The organism is Paenarthrobacter sp. NyZ202, assembly GCF_049860755.1.
Lineage (GTDB): Bacteria > Actinomycetota > Actinomycetes > Actinomycetales > Micrococcaceae > Arthrobacter.
The window spans coordinates 2,404,710-2,428,690 of record NZ_CP187556.1; the positions used below are offsets into that span (position 1 = coordinate 2,404,710).

Sequence of the window (23,981 nt, forward strand, 5' to 3'; positions counted from 1 at the left end):
AACAACCAGCAGAAAAGAATTCAAGCCATCCACAGAAACCTGGAGTGGAACATGAGCATAGGACCGATACCCACCAGCCACCTCAACGGCCACGGGCTGACCCCCAAACTCCGCATCGCCGTCGTAGGGGCCGGCTACTGGGGGCCGAACCTGGCACGGAACCTCAAAGCGAGCCCCGACTGGGAGCTTGTGGCCATCTGCGACCTCGACGTCGAACGCGGACTGCGGCTGGCCGAAACCGTCGGCTCCGTGCCCGTCGTCGAATCCTTGGATGAACTGCTGGACACCTACAACCTGGACGCAGTCGCCGTGGCGACGCCCGCCCATACCCACCACGGGGTGGTCATGACGGCCCTTCGCGCGGGGAAGCACGTCCTGGTGGAGAAGCCCTTGGCCGACAGCCGGGCCAAAGGCTTGGAAATGGTTCAGGAAGCAAAGAACCGTGGGCTGGTCCTCATGGCAGACCACACATACTGCTTCACACCGGCCGTCCTGAAAATCCAGGAATTGGTGTCCAGCGGGGCCCTGGGGGACATCCTGTACGTGGACTCGGTACGCATCAACCTCGGACTCGTGCAACCGGACGTCAACGTGTTCTGGGACCTGGCACCGCACGACCTGTCCATCCTTGACTTCATCCTCCCCGGCGGACTGCATCCCACCGAAATCTCCGCCCACGGCGCCGACCCCCTGGGCACAGGCCGCGACTGTGTGGGCCACCTGACCTTCGGCCTCCCCAACGACGCCATGGTCCACATCCATGTGAACTGGCTCAGCCCCACCAAAATCCGGCAAATGATCATTGGCGGATCCAAACGCACGCTCGTGTGGGACGACCTGAACCCCCAGCAAAGAATCAGCGTCTACGACCGGGGAGTCAGCCTGGAACACCAACCCCGCTCGGCAGCGGATAAGAAGAACTCAGCGATCTCCTACCGGCTCGGAGACACGTGGTCGCCGGCGCTGCAGGAACGCGAACCGCTGGGCCAGGTAGTCGGTGAACTTGCCGCCTCCATCCGGAACCACACCACTCCGCGCACCAGCGGAGAATCGGGGCTGCGGGTTCTCTCCGTGTTGGAGGCCGTCTCGCGCAGCCTGGGCACCGACGGCCAGTCGGCACTGGTTCAGGGCAATGAGGTCACGCTCCAGGTTGCACAGTGAAAACGCTCCTGGGCGCCAACGTCCTGGTCACGGGAGGGGCCGGCACCATCGGTTCCACGCTCGTCGACCAACTGCTTGACGCCGGAGCCGCACACATTGACGTGCTGGACAATCTCGTCCGCGGACGCCGGGCCAACCTTGATGACGCCCTGGCCACCGAACGCGTGCACCTGGTGGAAGGGGATCTCCGGAACCGCGACCTGGTCCACGACCTGACGACCGGGAAGGACCTGGTGTTCCACCAGGCAGCCATCAGGATCACCCAGTGCGCCGAAGAACCCCGGCTGGCCCTGGAAGTGCTGGTGGACGGGACCTTCAACGTCTTCGAAGCGGCCGTGGAGCACCGCATCGACAAGCTCATTGCCGCTTCCAGCGCGTCGGTCTACGGCATGGCGGAGACGTTCCCAACCAAGGAAAACCACCACCATCACAACAACGACACGTTCTACGGTGCAGCAAAATCCTTCAACGAAGGCATGGCCAGGAGTTTCCGGGCCATGTCCGGCCTGGATTATGTCCTCCTCCGCTACTTCAACGTTTACGGGCCCCGCATGGATGTGCACGGGCTCTACACCGAGGTGCTCGTCCGGTGGATGGAGCGGATTGCCGACGGCCTGCCGCCACTGATTTTCGGCACCGGCGAACAAACCATGGACTTCATCCACACCGCCGACGTGGCAAGGGCAAATGTCCTCGCTGCCGCCAGCAACGTCAGGGAGGGCATCTACAACATCGCCAGCGGCACGGAAACCAGCCTGGCGGAACTGGCCGAAACCCTCCTGGCCGTCATGGGCTCCCCACTGCACCTGGAGCACGGACCCGAACGCGCCGTCAACGGCGTGGTGCGCCGCTTGGCGGATACGACGGCGGCGCGCAGCGACCTGGGGTTCGAAGCCGCCATTGGCCTGGAAGACGGCTTGCGCTCGCTGGTTGCCTGGTGGCGCCCGTTGCGCGAGGAGATTGCGGCAGCCCGTGAAGTGACACGCCGGGAGACACCCGTGGCAGGTGCCCGATGACTACCTACGGGACATCCGTGGCGCGCATTGATGTGATGAAACCCTGGCTCGGCACCGAAGAAGCCCAGGCCGTGGCTGACGTCATTGCCAGCGGCTGGGTGGCGCAAGGTCCCAAGGTACGCCAGTTCGAGGACGCCTTCGCTGCCCGGCAGGAAGCCGCTTTTGCAGTTGCAGTCTCGAGCTGCACGTCAGCCCTGCACCTGGCCTTGGCTGCGGCGGGCGTCCAAGCCGGTGACGACGTGGTGGTTCCCTCGTTCTCCTTCATAGCCACGGCCAACGCCCCGACATATCTCGGCGCAAGGCCGGTCTTTGCCGATGTGGACCCGGCAACGGGATGCGTGACGGCGCAGACCATCGGGGCCGCCCTGACTCCCCGCACCACGGCAGTCATCGTCGTGGACCAAGGCGGCGTCCCCGTGGACCTGGACCCCATCCGGGGCCTGTGCGACCCCATGGGCATCACTGTGGTGGAGGATGCCGCATGTGCCATCGGCTCGTTGTACCGCGGACGCCCTGCCGGGGCAGGAGCGGAACTCGCTGCCTGGTCTTTCCATCCCCGCAAGATCCTGACCACCGGTGAGGGCGGCATGCTCTCCACCCAACGCAAGGATTTCGCGGACAGAGCCCGCCGCCTGCGCGAACACGCCATGAGCGTCTCGGCAGCCGATCGCCACGCCAGCATCCTGGCCCCTGCCGAAGAGTACCTCGAAGTCGGCTACAACTACCGCATGACCGACCTTCAGGCCGCCGTCGGGCTTGTCCAACTAGGCCGCCTCCAGGAGGCGGTCCGGCGACGGCGGGAACTGGCCGCGGAGTACGCCCATGCCTTCGCGGACATCGAGGGCCTGCGCCTGGTTGCCGACCCCGGCTACGGTACAACCAACTTCCAGTCGTGCTGGATCGAAGTGGGGCCGGGCTTCAGGCTCGGCCGGGATGCCCTGATGGAGAAGCTGGCGGAGGACGGAATTTCGGCCCGGCGCGGCATCATGGCCGCGCACCGGCAGCCGGCCTACGCGGCCGCGGGCCCGGTGTCCCTTCCGGCCACCGAGTGGCTCACCGACCACACGCTCATCCTGCCCCTGTATCACCAGCTCACCTTGGGGGACCAGCTCCGGGTGATCGATTCCGTACTGCGGGCGGCGGGGCAGGGACGATGACCGAGCTCCTGTTGATCGCCGCCAGCGGACTGGCCCGGGAAGTCCTGGCCATGGTGCGCAACAGCGGGCAGTACGACGTCATAGGGATCCTGGATGACGACGAGGACAAACTGGGTCGGGTGGTTGACGGAGCCCATGTCCTGGGACCCATCCGGGACGCGCTCCTCTTTCCGCACGCCAGGCTGCTGCTGTGCATCGGTTCCGGAAGCGGAAGGGAAAGCGTGGCCATGCGGCTGCGAACACTGGGCCTGGCAGAAGACCGGTACGCCACCGCCGTCGACCCGTCCGTCCATGTCCCGGAAGGCTGCCATATCGGCTACGGGAGCATCATCCTGGCCCACGTGACCATGACGGCGTCGGTGACCCTGGGCAACCACGTGGTTGCCATGCCCGGCGTCACCTTCACCCACGATGACGTGGCCGGCGACTTCAGCACCTTCGCAGCCGGCGTATCGCTGGGCGGCAACGTGGTCATCGGCCGGGCAGCCTACATCGGCATGAACGCCAGTGTCCGCGAGCGCCGCTCCGTCGGTGCCGGCGCCACGATCGGGATGGGTGCTGCGGTCCTCCACGACGTCCCCCAGGACGAAACCTGGGCCGGCGTGCCGGCCAAGGTGATACAACGCGGGAACTTCCCGGCATTGGAGGGCATCCTGTGAAGATCATGCGCCCCCGCCCCCTGCCGCGCCGTCCCGTGGTGTCGGTGGTGGTTCCCTGCTACAACTACGGGCGCTTCCTGCCGGAGGCGGCCGCGAGCGCCCTGTCGCAGGACGGGGTGGATGTTGAAGTGATCGTCGTCGATGACGCCTCCACCGACGACAGCCTGGCCGTTGCCCGGCAGTTGGCCTCGGCAGATCCCCGCATCACGGTAGTGGCCCACAGCAGCAACCAGGGACACATCGCTACCTACAACGACGGCCTGTCCCGGGCTGCCGGCAAGTACGTCACTCTCGTCTCGGCCGATGACCTGGTGGCACCCGGTGCGCTGGCCCGGGCCGCTGCCCTGATGGAAGCCAATCCGCGTGTGGGGCTTGTGTACGGCCTCCCCAGGGATTTCACGGAACAGCCGCCGCCCGCCGGCCCGCCGGAACGCGAAACGTGGACAGTGTGGGATGGCCGGACGTGGATGTCACTGGCCTGCGCCCGGGGGCGGAACTTTATCCTGTCCCCGGAAGTCGTGATGCGGACCGAAGCCGTTCTGGGCATCGGGGCGTACAGCCCCTTGTTGCCACACTCCGGTGACCTTGAGTACTGGCTGAGGGCAGCAGCGTCCTGGGATGTGGGCCGGATCAACGGTCCGGTCCAGGCGTACTACCGCGTGCACGGCAGCAACATGCACCAGACCCGGTTTGCCTCCGCCGCTGTGGACATCCAGCACCGCCTGGATGCCTTCCGTGTGCTGGAAGATCCGCGTTTCCCGGCCCCTGCCGCCGTACGGACAAAGCAACTGCTGCGCGCCAAGAAAGCCCTGTGCCGGGAAGCAACCCGCCTCGGTTGCAGCGAATTGGCGGGCCCGGTGTCCGTGGAAACGGCCACAGAACTCAGGAAATTCGTCGAGTCACTGCACGATGTCCCCGGCAATGTGCGCAGGGCAAACCTGCTCCAGGCGAGGATCGCCCGGGCAACGCGGGGACGCGGGCCTGGTGGCGCCGCATCATCGCTTGCCTTTATCCGGGGCCAGCTTGACCGGGTGCGCTGGCGGTTGTGGGCCATGACGGGCATCTCATGACGGAAACCGGGGGAGCACTGGGAAAAAGGGCCGTAGGCGCCACCCTCTGGGGTGGCGTGAACATGGCTTTGGGGCGCATTGTGCAGTTCGCCACCACCATCATCGTGGCGAGGATGCTCGCGCCCGAACACTTTGGTGCTCTCGCAGTTGCGATCGTTGTCCAAACCATAGCCACGAACATGGCTGAACTCGGTGCCACGGCGTCCCTTGCACGGGGCACCGGGGATCCCGACCGGGTAGCCCCTACCGTGTTCACGATCGCCCTGGTGACGAGTTCCGTAATGACAGCAGCGGCTATCATCACCGCACCCGCGCTCGCAGCGGCTTTCGACGACCCCGCAGCGACCCCCGTCATCCAGGTGTTGTCGCTGACAATCCTGCTCCAAGGCCTCGGTGCGGTCCCGTCCACCATGGTGTGGCGGGAGTACCTGCAAAAGGCCCGGGTCTTCGTGGATGTCGGAAGCGTGCTGACGGTGCTCGTGCTGGTGGTTCCCATGGCTGCCGAGGGCTGGGGTGCCATGGCGCTGGCGTGGTCCCGGGTTGGTGGCCAGCTGGTGGCCCTGGTGGGTTATTGGATCATCACCCCGCGCCGCTACCTGCCGGGTTACGACCGCTCCGTGGCGCTGGAGGTGGTGAAGCTTGGGATGCCCCTGGCGATGGCGAACCTGGTGGTCTTCATCACCCTGAATGTTGACTACTTCCTGATCGGCAGGCTGCTGGACCCCACGGCTTTGGGTCTGTACCTGCTGGCATTCAATCTGGCCGGGCTCCCCAGCGCCGTCATTACGTCGGTGATCAGGGCGACCGCAGTCCCAACCTTCGGACGGTTGTACGCCGACGGCACCCTGGGGACGCTGGCCGGGCGTTTTGTTGCAGGTATCGCATACTTCGCCTTCCCGGTTTCAGCGATGGTGGTGGGCCTGGCGCACCCCTTGATCGTCGTAGCCTACGGATCCACCTGGGCCCCGGCCTCAGTGGCTTTGGCTACCTTGGGAGTGTTCGGTGCCACACGCATCCTGGTGGAACTCTTCGCCGACTTGTCGGTTGGCGCCGGCCGGACCATGTGGCTCTTCTGGGTTCAGGTAGTGTGGCTGGCCGCCCTGGTGCCTGCCCTGTACGTCGGCATCAGCCAGTGGGGGATTGCCGGCGCGGGCGCTGCACATGCGGTCGTGGCCTGCCTGGTGGTCATTCCGATGTATGTCAGGGTCCTGACCTTGGTTTTGGGCATCCGGGCGTTGGACTTGATGCGGGGGAGCATCGTGCCGCTGCTGGCCGCAGCAGCGGCAGGAACCGCGGCTTGGCTGGTCGCAGGAACCGTGCAGGGATCCGTTGTCCCGCTGCTGCTGGGTGGCCTGGCGGGTGTCGCTGTATACGGCACGCTGACCTATCGGCAGGGGAGGGTGCTCCTTCTGACCCTGAGGAACCTCCTGCGGGGCCGGCTGAACACTGCCTTGCCCGAAACCGCGAAAGAGGGTGCCGCATGATGCCGCCTCCAATACCTGCCAGTCCGGCGTCCATGCACGGCAGCAACCTCTCAGTGGTCACGCCAAGCTACCTGCCTGACCTCGAACTCTGCGTTGACCTCAACCGTTCCGTCCTTGAACTGACGGCCCCCGGCGTGGTGCACCACATTATTGTGCCGGCCCAGGACCTTCCGGCGTTCAGGAAACTCCAAGGACCCAGGACGGAAGTCCACGATGCCCGCGAGTTCCTTCCCCGGTCCTTCATCAAGGCTCCCGGAGTCAACGTCTGGGTCAATGGCGCCCGCCCCTGGCCACCGGTCCGAGGCTGGATTACCCAGCAGATCCTGAAACTGTCGGCGGTATCCGTGCTGCACGTCGATGGAGCCCTGCTGCTGGACTCCGACAGCGTGCTGATCCGCGAGACCAACCTCGACACGTTCAGGCACAATGGCTCCATCGCCCTGTACCGCAAACCCGGAGGTGTTGACAAAACACTGCCCGGCCACAGGCTCTGGCACGCGTCGGCCCGAAGGCTGCTGGGCCTTGAACCGCCACCGGACGGAGACCTGGACGACTACATCTGCTGGCCGTGCCTCTGGGAACCGCGGCTGGTGCGGGACATGCTCCTCCATATCCAGGAGGTGAAAGGACGCCTTTGGTCCACGGCCGTCGGGGCCGAACTGCATTTCTCCGAGATGATGCTGTACGGGCTGTACGTGGATGAAGTCGCCGCGGGTCCCGGTGCCCACGTCAGCGAAATGCAAGGGATCGTGCACTCGGAAGAAAAAAGGCTCACCCAAGCGGACATTGAACGCCTTCTGCGCAGAGCACCGCCGGACAAGAACGTGGTGATGCTCTCCGCCAAGGCCGGGATCCCCCTGCAGGACCGAAGGCAGGCACTGGAGGCCTTCAGGCAGGCACGCCAAGGATCCAACCATCGGGGAGTCCGCCCATGAACGTACTCCACCGCGTCATGGCACACGCACAACGAGACGGCTGGCCCGCAGTCACCAGGAAGATCATCCACAAGGCAGCAGGCAAGGCCCTCGAACGGCTGTCCGTGAACGAACCCGACCTGCCCGTCCGCACGGAAGATCTTCAGGCGTCCGCCAATAACGCACCACACCGTCAGCCCCACCCGGTATCCGGCGCCATGAATGTCGGCTGGGTCTGCACACCGCCCGGTCCAGGCTCAGGCGGCCACACCACCTTCTTCCGCATGGTGCAGGGCATGGAAGAACGCGGACACCGCTGTGCCCTCTTCCTGTACGACAGGAACAGCGACGACGTATCCCGCCACGCCGCTGTCATCAGAAAGCACTGGCCACTCATGGAAGCGGAGATCCGCAGCGTCGCCGAAGGTTTCCACGGCATGGACGCCATCGTCGCCAGCTCCTGGCCTACGGCTTATGCGGCCGCAGCCCACGGCAGCCGACACCTCCACAGTTTCTACTTCATCCAGGACTACGAACCCTACTTCTACCCGAGGGGCACCCTGTATGCGCTCGCAGAAAACAGTTACCGGCTCGGGTTCACCAACATCGCCCTTGGGGGAATGATCGGCGCCGTCATGAAGTCCGAACTGGGTATGGAGCCCGCGGCTTCCGTGCCCTTCGCGTGCGACACCAGGACATACAGGCTGCTTGAAGGGCCGGAGGGGGCACCGACCCGCCACGGGGTGGTGTATTACGCCAAGCGGGCTGTAGACCGGCGCGGCTATCTCCTGGCGAAGCTGGCTCTGGAACAGTTCCATGCCATGCACCCCGACCAGGAAATCCACATCTACGGGGACAGCATCACCGGGTGGTCCATTCCTGTGAACAATCATGGGAACCTGCCACCCGGAGATCTCAACAGGCTGTACAACAGCACCGTCGCAGGCCTTGCCCTGTCATTCACCAACATCTCCCTTGTTCCGGAGGAACTGTTGGCCGCGGGCAACGTCCCGGTCCTGAACGAATCAGCGTTCGCCGCGCAGGTTTTGAAGGATCCGGAGGTTATCTGGGCACCGGCCACCCCCAGCGGTTTGGCCGGAGCCCTGGCACGCGCCGTGGAGGCCAACGACATCCAGGACCGGGCCTCAAGGATTGCCGCACGGAGGCGGCTGGACTGGAGAGTATCTACAGACGCCTTTGCCGAGGTGCTGGAGTCGGCGTGCTCAGGCAACACCATACTTCCGGGATCGCCATGAGCAGCACCAGGTTCAGGCCGGCAATGCGGCCCAGCGCTTTTGCCGGAATCGACGGCCTCGAACCCGGCAAAGGCACGTCGCACGTGCCGTTGCTCCTGAAGTTCGCAGCGTTCGGGATCTTCTTTTTCCCCTCCAACATGGTGCTCAAGCCCCTGGGGGCAGTCGGCACCCTGCCCTTGATCATTGCGCTGCTCCTGCTGGCCGTATGGGTATGTTCCGTGCTCTTCGGACTGACCAACCCCCTCGAGAACCGGCATCCGGGGCGCATGGGCTTCGTTCTGCTGTGGGTGGGCACCTGCGCCTCGTACGCGGCCATGTACTCGGGCTACACAGGCGGAAGCGAAAGCCCGGCGCGCGCCGCCGCCGATCGATGGCTGATACTCCTGTTGGCCAGTGCCGGCATCATCCTCGTAACCGCCGAAGCTGTACGAACACTCAACGCGGCCATTGCACTAACCAGGGCTTTGCTGGCCGGTGCCGCCTTTTGCTGCCTCGTCGCCGTCGTCCAGTTCTTCTTCAGGGTGGACCCCATGCAGTGGCTGCAAATGGCCATGCCGGGCTTCACCAATAACGGCGGGAACACAGCCTTCCAAATACGTGGCGCCATGATGCGCGTCTCGGGAAGCACGTTCCATTCCATCGAGTTGGCCGTCATCTGCTCCATGCTCCTTCCCCTCTCCATCTGGAGGAGCCTGTACGACGTAAAGGGCAGGAAATGGGTGCATTGGACCATCACGGCGCTGCTGGTATTCGCCATTGCGTCCACAGTCTCGCGCTCCGGAATCCTGGGACTGTTGGCCGGTATGGCCGTTTTCATTCCCTTCCTGCCCAGGATGGCGCGCCGTTGGGCGTTCATCGCCGCCCCCGCCATTGTGGCGGCCCTCTTCCTCGGTGTGCCCGGGCTCGTGGGCACTCTGACAGCGTCACTGACCGCCGGCGACAATGATCCTTCCATCACGACGCGAACCAACAACTATCCACGGGTAGCAGCCATGGTGGAAGAGCGGCCCTTCTTCGGCGTTGGGCCCGGGAACTACATGCCCAGCAACGCCATCCACATCCTCGACAACCAGTACCTCAACGCCACGGTGACCATCGGCCTGGTGGGGCTCGTGGGTTTAATCGCCTACCTGACCCTGCCGGGCCTCTCGACACTCCTTGCAGCCCGCGCATCCCGCATCCCGGCCCTCCGATGCCTCGCCGGCGCCGTTGCGGCCGCAGGCATCGTCGCCGCCGTCTGCTCCTTCACCTTCGACTCCATGTCCTTCCCGGTCTTCGCCCTCACCTACCCCTTCATCGTCGGATTGGCAGGTGGAGCCTGGAACATGGTCCGCCGAGAAATCCAGCTCAAGGAACCAGGCGAAGCCCCGCATCACGAGCCCCCGGAACGCCCAAGTACCACGCAACCACTCCCCAAGGAGGGATCATGGACCCCGTAGCCGTATTCAAGACACTGTGGCGTTACAAGATCTTCGTGCTGCCGGTCCTCCTTCTGACAGCCGTGGCCGCGGTCTACATGTTTTCGTACGCCCCACGGACCTACGAAGCGCGGACGACGTACGCGATCGTCAATCCAAAGACTCCCACGTCCGAGGACATCGAAAAGGACCCGTCCCTCGGATTGTTGAACACTGACAATCCTTATCTTCGGTCCGCGGACACGTCCCTGGTAGCGCAAGTGGCGGTCACACGGCTTAACGATGTCGCCACCGGCGATTTCCTTGCCTCGCGCGGACTGAGCACGGACTACAAAGTGGAGCGGCCCTCTGACGCCTTCCTCATCGATATCTCGGGGATCTCCGACGACAAGGAGCAGGCCATCGCCACCGCGAAGGCCCTCGGCGAACGGCTGGAGCAAGACCTGCGCACCATTCAAACCATCAATGGAGCCTCCGACAGGTACCTGTTTACGGCCTTGGCGGTTGCCCCACCCGACAAAGCCACAGAACAGTTCTCCAGCAGGCTCAGGTCGGTGATCGTTGTCGTGGTGGCCGGGATCGTCCTCACGCTTGGAACAGTCTCCCTCGCCCGTGCCGTGGAAGCCTCCAGGACCCGGAACAACAACAGCAACGGTGAACCCAGGAACCGGACACGCCGGCAATCAAAGCCACTCGTGCCGGGACCGGTCCCACCTGCACCCGAGGAGGCGGCGGCACTCGCCCACTTGGAAACTCTTGTGGCAAGCGACCCACGTCCACGGTCTGAAGCACGCCGGCAGACCGCACCGAAAGACCCCCTCAAAACGGCAAACACGCGCTGAACGCCCGAATAGAGCACAGGCGATGACCAGATTCGGATATCTCGTACCGGAGTTCCCCGGTCAAACCCATGCCTTCTTCTGGCGGGAGCTGAAAGCCCTCATGGACCTCGGGCAACATCCCGAACCAGTGTCCACCCGTAGGCCCAGGCAAACAGGGATCACGCCACCATGGGCACAGGACGGCTTGCCGGAGACCAAGTTCCTGATGCCCCCAAGTCCTAAGAGCGTCAGCGGATCAGCCAAATCCGCCCTGCCCGGGCTGCACCATCCTGCCCTCTTGGCAGAAGCTTCGGGCCTGCGCCGACAGTCAAACCCGAAGGCCATGGCCCGTGATGTCCTGCGAACCGCAGGACTCTTCTGGGCCGGAGCCGAACTGGCACATCATGCACACACACGGGGGTGGTCACATATCCACGTGCACTCCTGCGCCGACTCAGCCCAGGTAGCCCTGTTCGCGCACCTCCTCACAGGCATTCCCTACAGCCTCACCCTCCACGGACCCCTCAGTGACTATGGACCCAACCAGCAGCAGAAATGGCGGAACGCCAAGTTCTCGATCGTCATCACCGAGAAACTCCTGAGGGAAACCCGAAAGCAGCTGGATGGATTCATGCCGGTGAACGTCGAAGTCGCCCCCATGGGCGTGGAGTTGGCTGCCTTCAGCCGCGCAGCACCATACATCCCCTGGCAGGGCACCGGCCCGGCCCGCATCTTCAGCTGCGGGAGGCTCAACCCCAGCAAAGGCCACATCGAACTCCTCTCCGCCCTCCGCTCCGTGGTCGACACAGGCGTGGAGGCCGTCCTGACCATCGCCGGAGAGGACGACCACGGCGGGAAAGGCTACCGGGCAGCAGTGGAACGTGCCGTAACGGAGCGCGGGCTCACCCCCCGGGTAACACTGCTGGGCGCCGTGCCCGAAAGCCGCATCAAAGCTGAACTCGAAAACGCACACCTCTTCGCCTTGGCCAGCCACGAGGAACCACTGGGAGTAGCCATCATGGAAGCCATGGCCATGCAAGTGCCGATCGTCGCAACATCGGCCGGGGGAGTTCCGGACCTGGTGGCCAGCGGACACACCGGCACCTTGGTTGAGCCCGGGAACTCCAACCAACTAACAGCAGCAATCCTCAACACCCTCCACAGTCCCTCGCAAGCCACAGCCATGGGGCAGCGGGCCCGCCTGCGCCTTGAAGAGTCCTACGACGTCCGGGCAAGCGCCCGCGCCCTCGCAGCATTGATCTGAAGCAAACCGGGAGGAAACCTTGAGGGGCAAGACCATGGGCCTGTGGGCCGGAAGTGCGCTCGCAGTCGCCGCGGTGGGCATTGTTGCTGCCGTGGCATCCGGGCCGGGTTCCCGGGATGCCACTCCCTCCGCCACGGGAAAGGCCGCAGACGCGACGTCCGCGGGGACCACCGCCATATCTCTGCGTGAGGTGGATGGCGGCCCGGACTACTACGCGCGGTTCAAGGGCAGCCTGCCCGCCGACCCCGCCTTTTTTCCCATCGGAGTGTGGCTGGAAAGCGTCCTGGACAAGGGCAACGTAGCCATGGACTCGGCTGCTGGTTTGAACACCTATGTGGAACTGACGGCAAACTCCGATGTCCAGCTGGTCAGGGACTCCGGCATGTTCGCGATCCCGGCTTTCCCGCACACGGCCGCCGCGGGCTTCGCCCTGAGTGACGAAGTGGACATGTGGGCCGGGCCTGGTGCCGCACAGTGGTCAGGAAGGTACCCCGGTGAAGGAGAACCCTGCGTCCCGGCAGGATCGCCGTGCGGATACACAATCCAGAAGGAGAGGCGGGCCGTTGCGCCCCAAGGTGTGTTGCTCTACTCCAACTACGGCAAAGGCGTTACTTTCTGGGAGTCGGACGAAGAAGCACGAGGGTTCCTCCGTGGTGTGCAGGACCTCGTCTCAGCAGACAACTATTGGTTTACGGATCCCAATATCTGCGGTCGCGGGGAAGGTGGCGCGATCGTGGGATACGCCCGTGACCTCACACAGGAGGAATGCCGGCTGGCGGCCAATTATGGCTGGACCGTCGACAGGCTGCGAAACCTCCAGGACCCCGCAGCGAGGATCCCCGTGTGGGCTTTCGTCGAAAACGGCCATCCCTCAGGTGATGTTCCCAACACCGCCACCATCACCGGTCCTGAGCTCAGGGGGGCGGTGTGGAGCAGCCTCATTCATGGAGCCAGGGGCATCATCTATTTCAACCACAATTTTGGTGGCGACTGCGTGACCCAACACGTGATCAGGGACTGCGGAAAGGACATCGTGCCCGCCCTCACCGCAGTCAACCAACAGGTCAAGAATCTTGCCCCCGTCCTCAACGCCCCCTTCCTGGACGGCGCCGTCAGCATCAGTGGTCCGGTGGACCATGCCACCAAGCTCCACGACGGCACGATCTACATCCTCGCCGGAGCCAACCAGAAGGCCGGCGGTCCCGCCATGTTCACGCTCAAGTGCGGCGGCAGCTCCGCCGTCGTCATCGATGAAAACCGCACACTGGCCATCAATGACGGCACGTTCACCGACAGCTTCGCGGATGGCAACGCTGTGCACCTCTACCGCATCGAAGGGGGAGGTACCTGCGGTTTCTGATCACCGGCTGCTGTTGTCGCGCTCCCATCCGGAAGCTGTCTTGCGTGACAACACCGCACGACGGCGGCCCGCACCGGCGAAGGCCACGTACACGGCGGCGTCAACGGCAGTCAGCGGACCCCGGACGGACGACAGCAACTGCCGCACGGTGCCGCGCGCCGTGGTTCCGCCGGCCGTATCCTGCTGTGCATTTCCCCTGTAGTTCCGCCCCAGGATGCCGAGCAGGGCAGAGGCTGAACGCGGCGTCCTCACCACCACGGGCTCCGTCTCCAGGACGGCCTTTTCGTGCTGCCCGAACAGCCGGTCGACGTAGTAGTCATCCCCGGTGACCGCCGGAAACGAGCCCAGGCGAGCGTGGCCTTTGCGGCTCAACCCGAAGACGCCGGCACCCCACAGTGCCTGCGAGTTGGACGGGATCCGCATGCGCGCCCGGTAATAGCTCCGCACCAGTGGCGACGCCCCCTGCGTGTCGTAGACGAAGGCTGGCCGTGCAGCCAGCGACGTGCCTTCAGCCAAGCGCCTCAGAACTTGCCCCACAGCCTCGGCGCTTACCTCGATATCCGCATCCAGATAGAGGCGGGGCCAGGCCTTGGCCACCTGGTCGGCAGCATTCAAGGCAGCGGTCTTCGACGCTTCCGCAACGTGGAGCACCCGCACACCGTCAAAGGCGGATGCGATCTCCTCTGTCCCGTCCGAACAACCGTTGCAGGCCACGATGACCTCCACCGTTCCCCAGCCGATCACGTCCGCCAGCGCGGTGAGCGTGCGCCCGATCACCGCCGCCTCGTTATGCGCCGGAATGACAATGGTCCCGGACGGGGGAGCAGCGGCGCTGCCGTGCTGCAGGGTCGCCCCGGGCAGAGCTTCCCGCCGCCGGGAGCTGAGCAGTGCTTCCAAAGCTTCCCGATGTCCCGGCTTACCTGATCGCAGGACCTCGGCCAGGACAGCTGCCACGCGGAATGCCGCCAGGCGGCCCGGGCCGAAGTACTTCTCCGCGTAGCGCACGCGGTTGACGGACATCAGCGCCGTCAACTGCGGGGAGGTCCCCGAGCCTCCCCGCTCGTGCCACATCCGCGCCTCCGGCTCAAACCAGATCGAGGCACCGGCCGCCCTGACCCGCCGGCAGTAGTCCGTCTCCTCCGAGTAGAGGAAGAAGCGCTCATCCCACCAGCCCACCGCGCGGGCTACGTCGGCATGGATCAGCATCGCCGCGCCGGTGGCCCAGTCCACCCTGTGGGCGTGCCGGTAGCTCTCCGGCTCAAAATCCATCTCTGCCAGCCAGCCCGGCCGGCGCGGCAGGCGGCTGCCCAGTGCCGCGTCTCCCAGCGCCCGCAGGACGCCGGGTTCGCGCCGAAGGGACGGATACACGCTGCCGTCATCGTCCAGGAGGACGGGCACCACCATCCCGGCTCCCGTTGCCTCCATCCTGTGGCGCATGGCTGCGACCGCACCTGGTTCAACCCGCAGGTCCGGGTTCAGCACCAGATATGCCCCGGCCTCTCCGGCTTGCCTCATGGCGGCGTTGATTCCGCCGGCGTATCCGAGGTTGCCCCCGGTGGCTACCGCAACAACATCCGGGTGGCGGGCAAGAGCCTGCAGGGTTTCACCGGTGGGTGAATTGTCCGCCACCACGACCTTCAGTGACTGGGCGGCTGTTTGCTGCCGGAGGCCCGCGATCAGCGCATCCACGTCATCGGCATTGTTGTAGGTCACGGCAAGAACCGCGACGTCGGCAGCCACCTCCGCGGGAACGAACGATCCGGCCGTGTGGCCGGCGGCCTGCACCGGCGTCGGCCGTGATGGTGCCGGTTCTGCCGCCGGCAGCCAAGGGCCGCTTGTCCGCAGCAGCCTGAAGTAGGCCTCGGGGCCGTCCACCAGATACCGGCGGGCGAGCCTGCGGGGTTCAAGCATCAACCGCCAGCCCCACTCAAGTCCATGGGAACTGATCCAGGCCGGTGCCCGGCGTACCCTTCCGGCCAGGAAGTCCACCACGGCTCCAAAGGCCAGCAACACCCTGGCTCCGGTTTGTGGACCGTACTCGTCGATCCACAACTCCTGCCGAGGTTTTCCGAGGCCAACCACCAGGATGTGTGGGGCTGTTTCCTTGATCCGGGCAGCCAACGCCCGGGACTCTTCCCGATTGCCCAGCACTTCCCGCGACGGTGCCCACCAACCGGCAACGGCCACATCCGGGCGTTCCGCGGCAAGCTTCCGTTTGATCATCGCCTGCGCTTCGTCCGATCCGCCCAGGAACCCCACCCGCAGCCCTCGACGCCCAGCCTCGTCAAGCAAGGGACCAATCAGGTCACTTCCCGCAAGCCTTGGCCAGGATGTCGAGGTCATGCGGCGGGCCGCCGAGACCAACGGAGCCCCGTCCATGAGGGTCAACCACTCCACGGAGGAGGCCTGCCCGAGGACGCCCGCCCACCGGCCCCCGGCGCCAAAGTGCAGGATGTGGTCCAGGTTGGCCGAGCAGACACCCAGTGGACGTCCGGTACTGCATTCTGCGCGCGCAATGATGCCGGAAACGGCATCATCAAAGTCCATGAGCCGCACCGGCACGCCGCCGAGTTCGAGCATGCCCGGCTGCGGGCTTCCCGGTCCGCCCGCGCCCCTGCCGGGGCGGGTGCCGGCGCGGGTACCGCGGTGCAGGACGGTGGCGGCGTGGAGTGCATCGCGCGCGGCGGTGGCGTTCCTGCCGAAGGGTGTCTTGGGCTGCAGCATTCTCGGCTCTCCAGGCTCAGGTCCGGGTCTTGACTCATGGCACAATATTGCGCGACGACCCGGGGCTGCTGCACTGCCCGGATCGCCGCGGGCAGCACCTGCCGCCCTGTGTTTCTTGAGTTGTCTCCCGGCCGCGCCAACGGCTGCCGTACGGCCAACTGTAGGCCTGTTTCAGGGACCGCGCCAGAGGTTCGGATCCTCGAGGTACGCGGCCAGGCGCTTGGACGCTTGGGGCGGTTCGAATCCGGCGCTCCGGATTTTCCCGAGGTCCAGAACGCTGCTGGGCGGACGCGGAGCTGTCCCCGGCTTGAAATACTCTTTGGTGCTGACGGGAGTCACCTGGCCGGGATCGGCTCCACACAGACGGTAGACCTCCCTGGCAATGTCTGCCCAGGACTGCGGTTCGCCATCGCTGCTGAGGTTGTAGGTACCAAAGGGCGCCTGCGAGTCCAGGAGATGGCGAATGGCCTCTGCGATGTCCTGCGCGAAGGTCAGCCTCCCCACCTGGTCATCCACCACCGTGGGAGCCGCCCCTTTGGCAGCCAGGCCCGCCATGGTGCGGACAAAGTTCCGGCCGTCTCCCACCACCCAGCTGCACCGCACGATGTAATGCCGGGCCGCCACCGCCGCGGCGGCATCGCCGGCGGCCTTGCTCTGGCCATACACGCCCAGGGGACTCACAGGTTCGTCCTCCGTATGGACCGGAGCAGTTCCGTCGAAGACGTAGTCGCTGGATACATGGACCAGCGTGAGGGAATGCTCGACGGCGGTCCGCGCCAAGCGGGAGACCGCACCGGAGTTGACGCTCCAGGCAGCCGAACGCCCCTGCGTGGTTTCCGCCGCATCCACGCCCGTGAAGGCTGCGGCGTTGATGATGGTCGAATACTTCTTCCACTCCAAGGTGCTGTACGCGGCTTCATGTGTGATGTCGAAGCCGTCCTTTCCGACAAAGTCGACGTGGGCGGCATCATCGAAGGCCTGCCTCAGCGCCCTGCCCAGCTGGCCGTTGGCACCCAGCACCAGGATCCTCCGCGGCTTCATGGGAACCACCGACCGGAGACGGGGGTGCTGCTTGTCCTGCTCGGACAGGATGGCCTGGTCCAGCGGAACAGGCCACGGGACAGCAGTGTCCTCATCGGCCACATTGAGGAAGGTGTATCCGGACTGCGCACCGGCACTCCAATGGTCGTTGACCAGGTAGGTGTACGCGGTGTTGTCTTCCAGGGTCTGGAACGCGTTCCCGACTCCGCGCGGCACAAACACTGCTTGTCCCTCAGTCATCCCTGCATGGAAGACAGTCCCGAAGGTCGGCCCTTCCCGCAGGTCCACCCAGGCGCCGAAGATCTTTCCTGACGCCAGCGAAATGAACTTGTCCCACGGTTCGGCGTGAATCCCGCGCGTGGTGCCCCGGCGGGCATTGAAGGAGATGTTGTTTTGTACCGGCCCGAAGTCCGGCAGCCCCAACGCGAGCATCCTGCCGCGGTGCCAGTTCTCCTTGAACCACCCCCGGGCATCGCCATGGACGGGCAGGTCAAAGAGCAGCAGGCCGGGGATGGGAGTGGTCCTGGCCGTCATTCCCTGCGCGGAAGCCATCGGCGTCAGTGTCCCTGTCCGGCGTATTTGAGTTCCGTTTCAGCCTTTTGCGGCCGCCACCACGCTTCGTTGTCCGTGTACCAGCGGACGGTGGCTGCCAGGCCGTCGTCGAAATTCCCGAACCGGGGGGTCCAGCCCAGTTCGCGGCGCAGCTTGGCGGAGTCGATCGCATACCGCAGGTCGTGCCCCGGGCGGTCCGTCACGAGGTCGAACGCGCCGGGCGGCTGGCCCATGACCAGCAGGAGCTTCTCCACCACGGCACGGTTGGACAGTTCACCGTCGGCCCCGATCAAATAGGTCTCTCCGAGCCGTCCCCGCTCCAGGATCGCGGCCACGGCGGAGGAATGGTCTTCCACATGGATCCAGTCCCGGACATTGCGCCCCTCGCCGTAGAGGCGTGGGCGGATACCGTCCAGGACGTTGGTGACCTGCCGGGGAATGAACTTTTCCACGTGCTGGAATGGCCCGTAGTTGTTGGAGCAGTTGCTGATGGTGGCCCGGAGTCCGAAGGAGCGGACCCATGCCCGTACAAGCAGGTCGGACCCCGCTTTGGTTGCCGAATAGGGACTTGTCGGCCGGAAAACGGATTCCTCTGTGAAGCGTTCCGGATCGTCCAGGGCAAGGTCGCCGTACACCTCGTCCGTTGAGACGTGGTGGAACCGGGTTCCGTGCTTCCTTGCGGCTTCGATCAGGGTGTAGGTGCCCACCAGATTGGTGTCCACGAATGGCCGGGGATCCTGCAGGGAATTGTCATTATGCGATTCAGCGGCGAAATGCACCACGGCATTTACGGAGGCCGTCAATGTATCAACCAACCCTGCATCGCAGATATCGCCCTTGACAAAGTCGAACCTGCTGTCCGGAAGCCCGTCCAGTGACGCAAGGTTTCCGGCGTAGGTCAGTTTGTCCAGAACAGTGACATGGAGGCTGCTGTGCTCCATGATGTAGTGGACAAAGTTGCATCCGATGAATCCGGCCCCGCCGGTGACAAGGATTCTCTGCATGGCGATAGCGTAGCCGCCCATACGGGCACACCGGCAGGGGAGGGGACAGCAAAGTATGCGAGGAATTATTTTGGCCGGCGGAACCGGGTCACGGCTCCATCCAATTACGCTGGGAATCAGCAAACAACTGGTGCCTGTTTTCGATAAGCCCATGATCTATTACCCGCTGTGCACTTTGATGCTGGCCGGGATCCGGGACATTCTGGTGATCACCACGCCAAAAGACGCAGTGCAGTTCCATGGCCTTTTGGGCGACGGTTCCCAATTCGGCATTAGCCTCACCTACGCCGAGCAACCCACCCCTGACGGCCTGGCCCAGGCCTTCATCCTGGGCGAAGAGCACATCGGCGGCGGAAAAGTTGCCCTCATCCTCGGCGACAATATTTTCAACGGCCCCGGCATGGGAGCCCAGCTGAGGAAATACAGCGACGTGGACGGCGGCGCCATCTTCGGTTACTGGGTCAAGGATCCCGCAGCGTACGGTGTGGTGGAATTCGACGACCACGGCCTCGCCATCTCGATCGAGGAAAAACCGTCCGCTCCCAGGAGCAACTACGCCGTGCCTGGCCTCTATTTCTACGACAACGACGTAGTAGCCATGGCGAAGGATCTGAAGCCTTCAGCCCGCGGCGAGCTTGAAATCACTGATATCAACCGGCAGTACTTGGAACTGGGCAAACTCCATGTGCAGAAGTTCCCCAGGGGCACCGCCTGGTTGGATACCGGTACTTTCGCCGACCTGAATGATGCCTCCAACTATGTCCGCACCACAGAAAACAGGCAGGGCCTGAAGATCGGAGCCCCGGAGGAAGTCGCGTGGCGCATGGGCTACCTGAGCGACGACGAGCTTCGCAGGCAGGCAGGCAAGCTGGCCAAGAGCGGGTACGGCAGCTACCTCATGGATATCCTCGAGAGGCAGTGACCGTCCGTCATCACCCCGAAACGTCCTCCAAGGCACGGGAAATCTCGGCGGGCAGCGCAGTCAGCTGGGCATCCAGCAATTCCTTCAGCTGGACCGGTGTCCTTGCTCCCACCACTGCGGTGGCTACTCCCGGCCTGGACAGCAGCCAGCTCAGGGAAACATCCAGTGGCGAGCGGCCCAGCCCCCGCGCGGCCATGGTCACGGCTTCAACCACCCGTGACGCACGCGGTTCAAGATACTGCTCCACATAGCCGGCAAGCCTGCCCTGCGCCGCGCGCGAATCAGTGGGCACCTGGCCCCGGTACTTGCCGCTAAGCACGCCACGCCCCAGGGGAGCCCAAGCCATCAGCCCCAGTCCCGCATCTTCCACCGCGGGAATCAGTTCCTCTTCGGCCTTTCGCTGGACCAGGGAGTACTCGGACTGGTTGGCCACCAGCGTGAATCCGGCCACTGCGGCCGCTTTCGCCGTCTGCCAGCCGTTGTAGTTGGAGATTCCCACATAGCGTGCCCGGCCGCTGCGCTGGGCGAGTTCCAAAGCTGACAGTGTCTCGTCCAAGGGAACGTTGCCGTCCCAGTCGTGGACAAACCAGATGTCGAGGTAATCGGTACGCAACCGGGCGAGGCTGGCGTCCAGCGCCGCCAGCATGGCACCGCGGGAGGCATCGACGCTGCGCCGGCCATCCGACGACGACACTCCGGCTTTGGTGGAAATGACCACTTCCGAACGGGCCACCACGTCGCCCAACATGGAACCCAGCATGGCTTCGGCCTGGCCCTGGGCGTAGGAAGCAGCGGTGTCGATCACCGTGCCGCCGGCATCCACGAAGTCGTGAAGCAACGCCGCGGCATCCTGTTCATCCGTTTCTTGTGCCCAGGACATGGTCCCCAGGGAAAGCGAGGACACACGGAAGCCGCTGTTGCCGACATAACGCTGCTGCATGCTGCTAGCTTACGGGCAGTTGCAGGACTTCATGACGTAGGGTCTATTCACGTGAACTGGATAGAAGCAGCCCTCCTGGGCCTTGTGCAGGGCCTCACCGAATTCCTCCCGATCTCCTCAAGCGCGCACCTGCGGATTGTTGGTTCGTTCCTTCCGAATGCAGCCGACCCGGGCGCCGCCTTCACGGCCATCACCCAGCTGGGCACAGAGACCGCCGTCATCGTGTACTTCTGGCGTGACATCGTCCGGATCATCGGAGCCTGGTTCGGATCGCTGACCGGCAAGGTTGAACGGAACAATCCCGACGCGAGGATGGGATGGCTGGTGATCCTCGGCAGCCTGCCGATCATCGTCCTCGGGCTGCTCTTCCAGGACCAGATCGAGTCGGTTCTCCGGAGCATGTGGATTGTGGCCACCATGCTGATCGTCTTCGGCATGATCCTGGCCGTCGCAGACGCAGTGGGCCGACAGGAGCGGGACCTCACCCAGCTCAGCTACAAGCACGGCATCCTTTACGGTTTCGCCCAGGCCATGGCCCTGATCCCCGGAGTCTCCCGGTCCGGCGGCACCATCACCGCCGGCCTCCTGATGGGTTACACCCGTGAAGCGGCAGCGCGTTATTCATTCCTCCTGGCCATCCCTGCTGTTTTCGGCAGCGGCCTCTACCAGTTGTATAAAACGGTTTCCAACGAAGGAATAGCCGGCCCTTACGGCTTGGGCGAGACCGCCCTGGCCACGGTTATTGCATTCGTGGTGGGCTATATCATCATTGGTTGGTTCCTCAAGTTCGTCTCCACCCGCAGCTACAGGCTCTTCGTCTGGTACCGGATCCTGCTGGGCCTGGCCCTGTATGTCCTGCTCGGTTTCGGTGTGATCAGCGCCTAGCACTAAGGTTGACTCGTGAAATCGTGGACCTCCCGCCCTGTTCCTGAGCTGCCCGGCAGCTTGTCCGACCTTCGCCTCTTCGACACGTCCCTGGGCCGTGTGGTGGCTCTTGAACCCGGGCCGGAACAGTCCATGTACGTGTGCGGTATTACGCCGTACGACGCCACCCACATGGGGCATGCGGCCAGTTATGTCGCCTTCGATCTCCTGAACCGGGTATGGCGTGACGCCGGGGCCCGGGTGTCGTACGTCCAGAACGTCACCGACATCGACGATCCCCTGCTCGAACGGGCCAACGCCACCAACGTGGACTGGCGTGAACTGGCCCAAAGCCAGATCGAACTGTTCCACACTGACATGGACGCCCTCAATGTCGTTTCCCCGGACCACTACATCGGCGCCGTGGAAGCCATCCCGGACATCGTGCCCGCCATCGAGCGACTCATCGCCGACGGTGTCGCCTACCGCGTGAACGGCACCGACGGCGAACCGGACGGGGATGTGTATTACGACGTCGAGACGGCCGGGAAGCGCTCAGACGCTACGGACGCCTGGTCCCTCGGCGCTGTCTCAGGCCTCAACGAAGCCGAAATGCTTGCCTTGTTCGCCGAGCGTGGCGGCGACCCGGCCAGGCCCGGCAAGCGCCAGGCGCTCGATCCCCTGCTTTGGCGGGTTGCACGCGAGGGGGAGCCCAGCTGGCCCGGGGCATCGCTGGGCGACGGTCGGCCCGGGTGGCACATCGAGTGTACGGTCATCGCGCAGAAGTACCTCCCTGCGCCGTTCACGGTCCAGGGCGGCGGATCGGACCTGATCTTCCCGCACCACGAAATGGGCGCGGGACACGCCTACTCACTGTCCGGCGTCCCCTTGGCGCACCACTACTCACACGCGGGGATGGTGGGCCTGGATGGCGAGAAGATGAGCAAATCCAAAGGCAACCTGGTGCTCGTCTCCAATCTTCGCGCTGCCGGAGAAGAACCCGCCGCCATCCGGTTGGCCATCCTGGCCCACCACTACCGCTCAGACTGGTCCTGGACCGCCCAAGAATTCGAGGCCGCCAAGGACCGTCTGGCAACCTGGCGGCGTGCTTTGGCGCAAGCTCCGGCCGGATCGGCAGCACCTTTGGTCGAGGCCATGCGGAAGGAGCTGGCCAATGACCTCGACGCGCCGGGTGCGCTGACCGCCGTCGATTCCTGGGCAGAAGCAGCACTTCGCAACGCGGCGCCGCACTCCCCGTCAGATTCCGAACTGGTGGCGGACGCGGTTAACGCCCTCCTCGGCGTCGAACTTTAGTCCCGCTGTTCCCGGGAACAGGGAAGGGCCCCGGCAGAGACGTGGTCGCTGCCGGGGCCCTTCCGCTTGGTTGGCCGGGTCCTCAGGGCCGGTCCTTGCCGCGCCGCTTGAGGTAGCGCTCAAACTCCCTGGCAATCGATTCTCCCGAGGCCTCGGGGAGGTCCGCCGTGTCCTTTGCTTCCTCGAGTTGCCTGACGTAGGCGGCAATTTCCGGGTCTTCCGTGGCCAGTTCATCCACACCGCGTTCCCAGGCCTCGGATTCTTCTGCCAGCGCACGGCTGTCCAAGGGGACCTGCAGGAGGTCTTCGATCCTGTGGAGGATGGCGAGCTGGGCCTTGGGGGAGGGCGGCTGGGCAACGTAGTGGGGCACCGCTGCCCACAGGGAAACGGTGGGCAGCCCGGCGAGCATGGCGAATTCGGCCAGCACTCCCACGATCCCCACGGGGCCTTCGTACTGTGAAGCCTCCAGATTCAAGCGTTCCCGCAGTGAGTTGTCCTCTGTGGTGGTGCTGACGGGAATGGGCCGGCTGTGGGGCACATCTGCCAGCAGGGCGCCCACCAGGATCACGGAGTCCACCTTGAGGGCTTCAGCATGAACCAGCAGTTCCGTGGTGTAGGCGCGCCAGCGGTAGGAAGGTTCGGTGCCGAGCACGATCACGACGTCCACGTTGCTCTCCGGTACGGCTGCCTTGTAGATCCGCGTAGAGGGCCACTTCACTTTCCGCGCGCCGGAGGAGGTCCGCCGCACCGTAGGCCGGGTGAACTGGAAGTCGTAGTATTCCTCGGCGTCCACTGTGGCGACCTTCTTGCCGTCCCAGAGCTTGTTCACGTAATGCAGGGCATCGCTGGCAGCTTCACCGGCGTCATTCCATCCTTCAAAAGCGGCGATCATGACGGTGACGCGTTCGCCGTCCGCAGGTTCCTTGAGGAAACGCTCGGGCTCCGCTGTGATGTCCTGTCCTTCGGGGGTCCCGTCGACACTGTTCATCCACTCACCCTACGTCCAAGTCCGATGCGGATGCATGGCATTTCACACCGAA

20 protein-coding genes are annotated in these 23,981 nt (G+C 64.6%); 15 read left to right on the top strand and 5 right to left on the bottom strand.

The window, feature by feature from the left end:
* Positions 1–51 precede the first annotated feature (51 nt).
* Genes ACPFL9_RS11125 through ACPFL9_RS11180 form a run of 12 tightly spaced genes read left to right on the top strand, consistent with a single transcriptional unit; the run spans position 52 to position 13,580 of the window.
* The gene (locus ACPFL9_RS11125) at positions 52–1,161 is read left to right on the top strand and encodes a Gfo/Idh/MocA family protein (RefSeq protein WP_426002671.1); all 1,110 of its coding nucleotides are present in this window, start codon (positions 52–54) and stop codon (positions 1,159–1,161) included.
* On the top strand, positions 1,158–2,177 hold the full coding sequence (locus tag ACPFL9_RS11130) for an NAD-dependent epimerase/dehydratase family protein (RefSeq protein WP_426002672.1): 1,020 nt from the start codon (positions 1,158–1,160) through the stop codon (positions 2,175–2,177). Before ACPFL9_RS11125 ends, ACPFL9_RS11130 begins: the two co-directional genes overlap by 4 nt.
* Complete coding sequence (locus ACPFL9_RS11135) at positions 2,174–3,334, top strand: DegT/DnrJ/EryC1/StrS family aminotransferase (protein ID WP_426002673.1); 1,161 nt, start codon at positions 2,174–2,176, stop codon at positions 3,332–3,334. The genes ACPFL9_RS11130 and ACPFL9_RS11135 overlap by 4 nt, the downstream gene beginning before the upstream one ends.
* Positions 3,331–3,993 carry an acetyltransferase gene (locus ACPFL9_RS11140; RefSeq protein ID WP_426002674.1) on the top strand — a complete coding sequence of 221 codons (663 nt, stop codon included), beginning with the start codon at positions 3,331–3,333 and terminating at the stop codon, positions 3,991–3,993. Before ACPFL9_RS11135 ends, ACPFL9_RS11140 begins: the two co-directional genes overlap by 4 nt.
* Positions 3,994–3,998: 5 nt before the next feature.
* The gene (locus ACPFL9_RS11145) at positions 3,999–5,063 is read left to right on the top strand and encodes a glycosyltransferase family 2 protein (RefSeq protein ID WP_426007534.1); all 1,065 of its coding nucleotides are present in this window, start codon (positions 3,999–4,001) and stop codon (positions 5,061–5,063) included.
* Complete coding sequence (locus ACPFL9_RS11150; protein ID WP_426002676.1) at positions 5,060–6,547, top strand: oligosaccharide flippase family protein; 1,488 nt, start codon at positions 5,060–5,062, stop codon at positions 6,545–6,547. Before ACPFL9_RS11145 ends, ACPFL9_RS11150 begins: the two co-directional genes overlap by 4 nt.
* Positions 6,544–7,482, top strand: coding sequence for a DUF6492 family protein (locus tag ACPFL9_RS11155; protein WP_426002677.1), 939 nt, complete (start codon positions 6,544–6,546; stop codon positions 7,480–7,482). Before ACPFL9_RS11150 ends, ACPFL9_RS11155 begins: the two co-directional genes overlap by 4 nt.
* Positions 7,479–8,717 carry a glycosyltransferase family 1 protein gene (locus tag ACPFL9_RS11160; protein ID WP_426002678.1) on the top strand — a complete coding sequence of 413 codons (1,239 nt, stop codon included), beginning with the start codon at positions 7,479–7,481 and terminating at the stop codon, positions 8,715–8,717. The genes ACPFL9_RS11155 and ACPFL9_RS11160 overlap by 4 nt, the downstream gene beginning before the upstream one ends.
* Complete coding sequence (locus tag ACPFL9_RS11165; RefSeq protein WP_426002679.1) at positions 8,714–10,156, top strand: O-antigen ligase family protein; 1,443 nt, start codon at positions 8,714–8,716, stop codon at positions 10,154–10,156. The genes ACPFL9_RS11160 and ACPFL9_RS11165 overlap by 4 nt, the downstream gene beginning before the upstream one ends.
* Positions 10,144–10,977, top strand: coding sequence for a chain-length determining protein (locus tag ACPFL9_RS11170; protein ID WP_426002680.1), 834 nt, complete (start codon positions 10,144–10,146; stop codon positions 10,975–10,977). Before ACPFL9_RS11165 ends, ACPFL9_RS11170 begins: the two co-directional genes overlap by 13 nt.
* 22 nt (positions 10,978–10,999) lie before the next feature.
* A complete protein-coding gene (gene epsE, locus ACPFL9_RS11175; RefSeq protein WP_426002681.1) occupies positions 11,000–12,220 on the top strand; it encodes an exopolysaccharide biosynthesis GT4 family glycosyltransferase EpsE in 1,221 nt (406 codons plus the stop codon).
* A gap of 19 nt (positions 12,221–12,239) precedes the next feature.
* Complete coding sequence (locus ACPFL9_RS11180; protein WP_426002683.1) at positions 12,240–13,580, top strand: hypothetical protein; 1,341 nt, start codon at positions 12,240–12,242, stop codon at positions 13,578–13,580.
* Here the strand turns inward: ACPFL9_RS11180 and ACPFL9_RS11185 are convergent, their stop codons facing one another.
* From ACPFL9_RS11185 to rfbB, 3 genes are all read right to left on the bottom strand, one after another.
* Positions 13,581–16,304 (bottom strand): WecB/TagA/CpsF family glycosyltransferase, encoded by a 2,724-nt coding sequence (locus tag ACPFL9_RS11185; protein ID WP_426002685.1) that lies wholly within the window; start codon positions 16,302–16,304, stop codon positions 13,581–13,583.
* Between the two features lie 171 nt (positions 16,305–16,475).
* Positions 16,476–17,897, bottom strand: coding sequence for a sugar nucleotide-binding protein (locus ACPFL9_RS11190; RefSeq protein ID WP_426002686.1), 1,422 nt, complete (start codon positions 17,895–17,897; stop codon positions 16,476–16,478).
* Between the two features lie 5 nt (positions 17,898–17,902).
* On the bottom strand, positions 17,903–18,901 hold the full coding sequence (rfbB, locus tag ACPFL9_RS11195; protein ID WP_426002687.1) for a dTDP-glucose 4,6-dehydratase: 999 nt from the start codon (positions 18,899–18,901) through the stop codon (positions 17,903–17,905).
* 55 nt (positions 18,902–18,956) lie between these two features.
* On the opposite strand from rfbB, the gene rfbA reads away from it, so the two are divergent.
* A complete protein-coding gene (rfbA, locus tag ACPFL9_RS11200; RefSeq protein ID WP_426002689.1) occupies positions 18,957–19,823 on the top strand; it encodes a glucose-1-phosphate thymidylyltransferase RfbA in 867 nt (288 codons plus the stop codon).
* Positions 19,824–19,833: 10 nt separating this feature from the next.
* Here rfbA and ACPFL9_RS11205 read toward each other — a convergent pair whose 3' ends face one another.
* Complete coding sequence (locus ACPFL9_RS11205) at positions 19,834–20,763, bottom strand: aldo/keto reductase (protein WP_426002691.1); 930 nt, start codon at positions 20,761–20,763, stop codon at positions 19,834–19,836.
* A gap of 51 nt (positions 20,764–20,814) precedes the next feature.
* On the opposite strand from ACPFL9_RS11205, the gene ACPFL9_RS11210 reads away from it, so the two are divergent.
* Together ACPFL9_RS11210 and mshC are read left to right on the top strand one after the other, a co-directional pair.
* The gene (locus ACPFL9_RS11210) at positions 20,815–21,648 is read left to right on the top strand and encodes an undecaprenyl-diphosphate phosphatase (RefSeq protein WP_426002692.1); all 834 of its coding nucleotides are present in this window, start codon (positions 20,815–20,817) and stop codon (positions 21,646–21,648) included.
* A 15-nt stretch (positions 21,649–21,663) separates the two neighbouring features.
* Positions 21,664–22,941 (top strand): cysteine--1-D-myo-inosityl 2-amino-2-deoxy-alpha-D-glucopyranoside ligase, encoded by a 1,278-nt coding sequence (gene mshC / locus ACPFL9_RS11215; RefSeq protein ID WP_426002693.1) that lies wholly within the window; start codon positions 21,664–21,666, stop codon positions 22,939–22,941.
* A gap of 82 nt (positions 22,942–23,023) precedes the next feature.
* Here the strand turns inward: mshC and ACPFL9_RS11220 are convergent, their stop codons facing one another.
* Positions 23,024–23,929 carry a PAC2 family protein gene (locus tag ACPFL9_RS11220; RefSeq protein ID WP_426002695.1) on the bottom strand — a complete coding sequence of 302 codons (906 nt, stop codon included), beginning with the start codon at positions 23,927–23,929 and terminating at the stop codon, positions 23,024–23,026.
* Positions 23,930–23,981 lie beyond the last annotated feature (52 nt).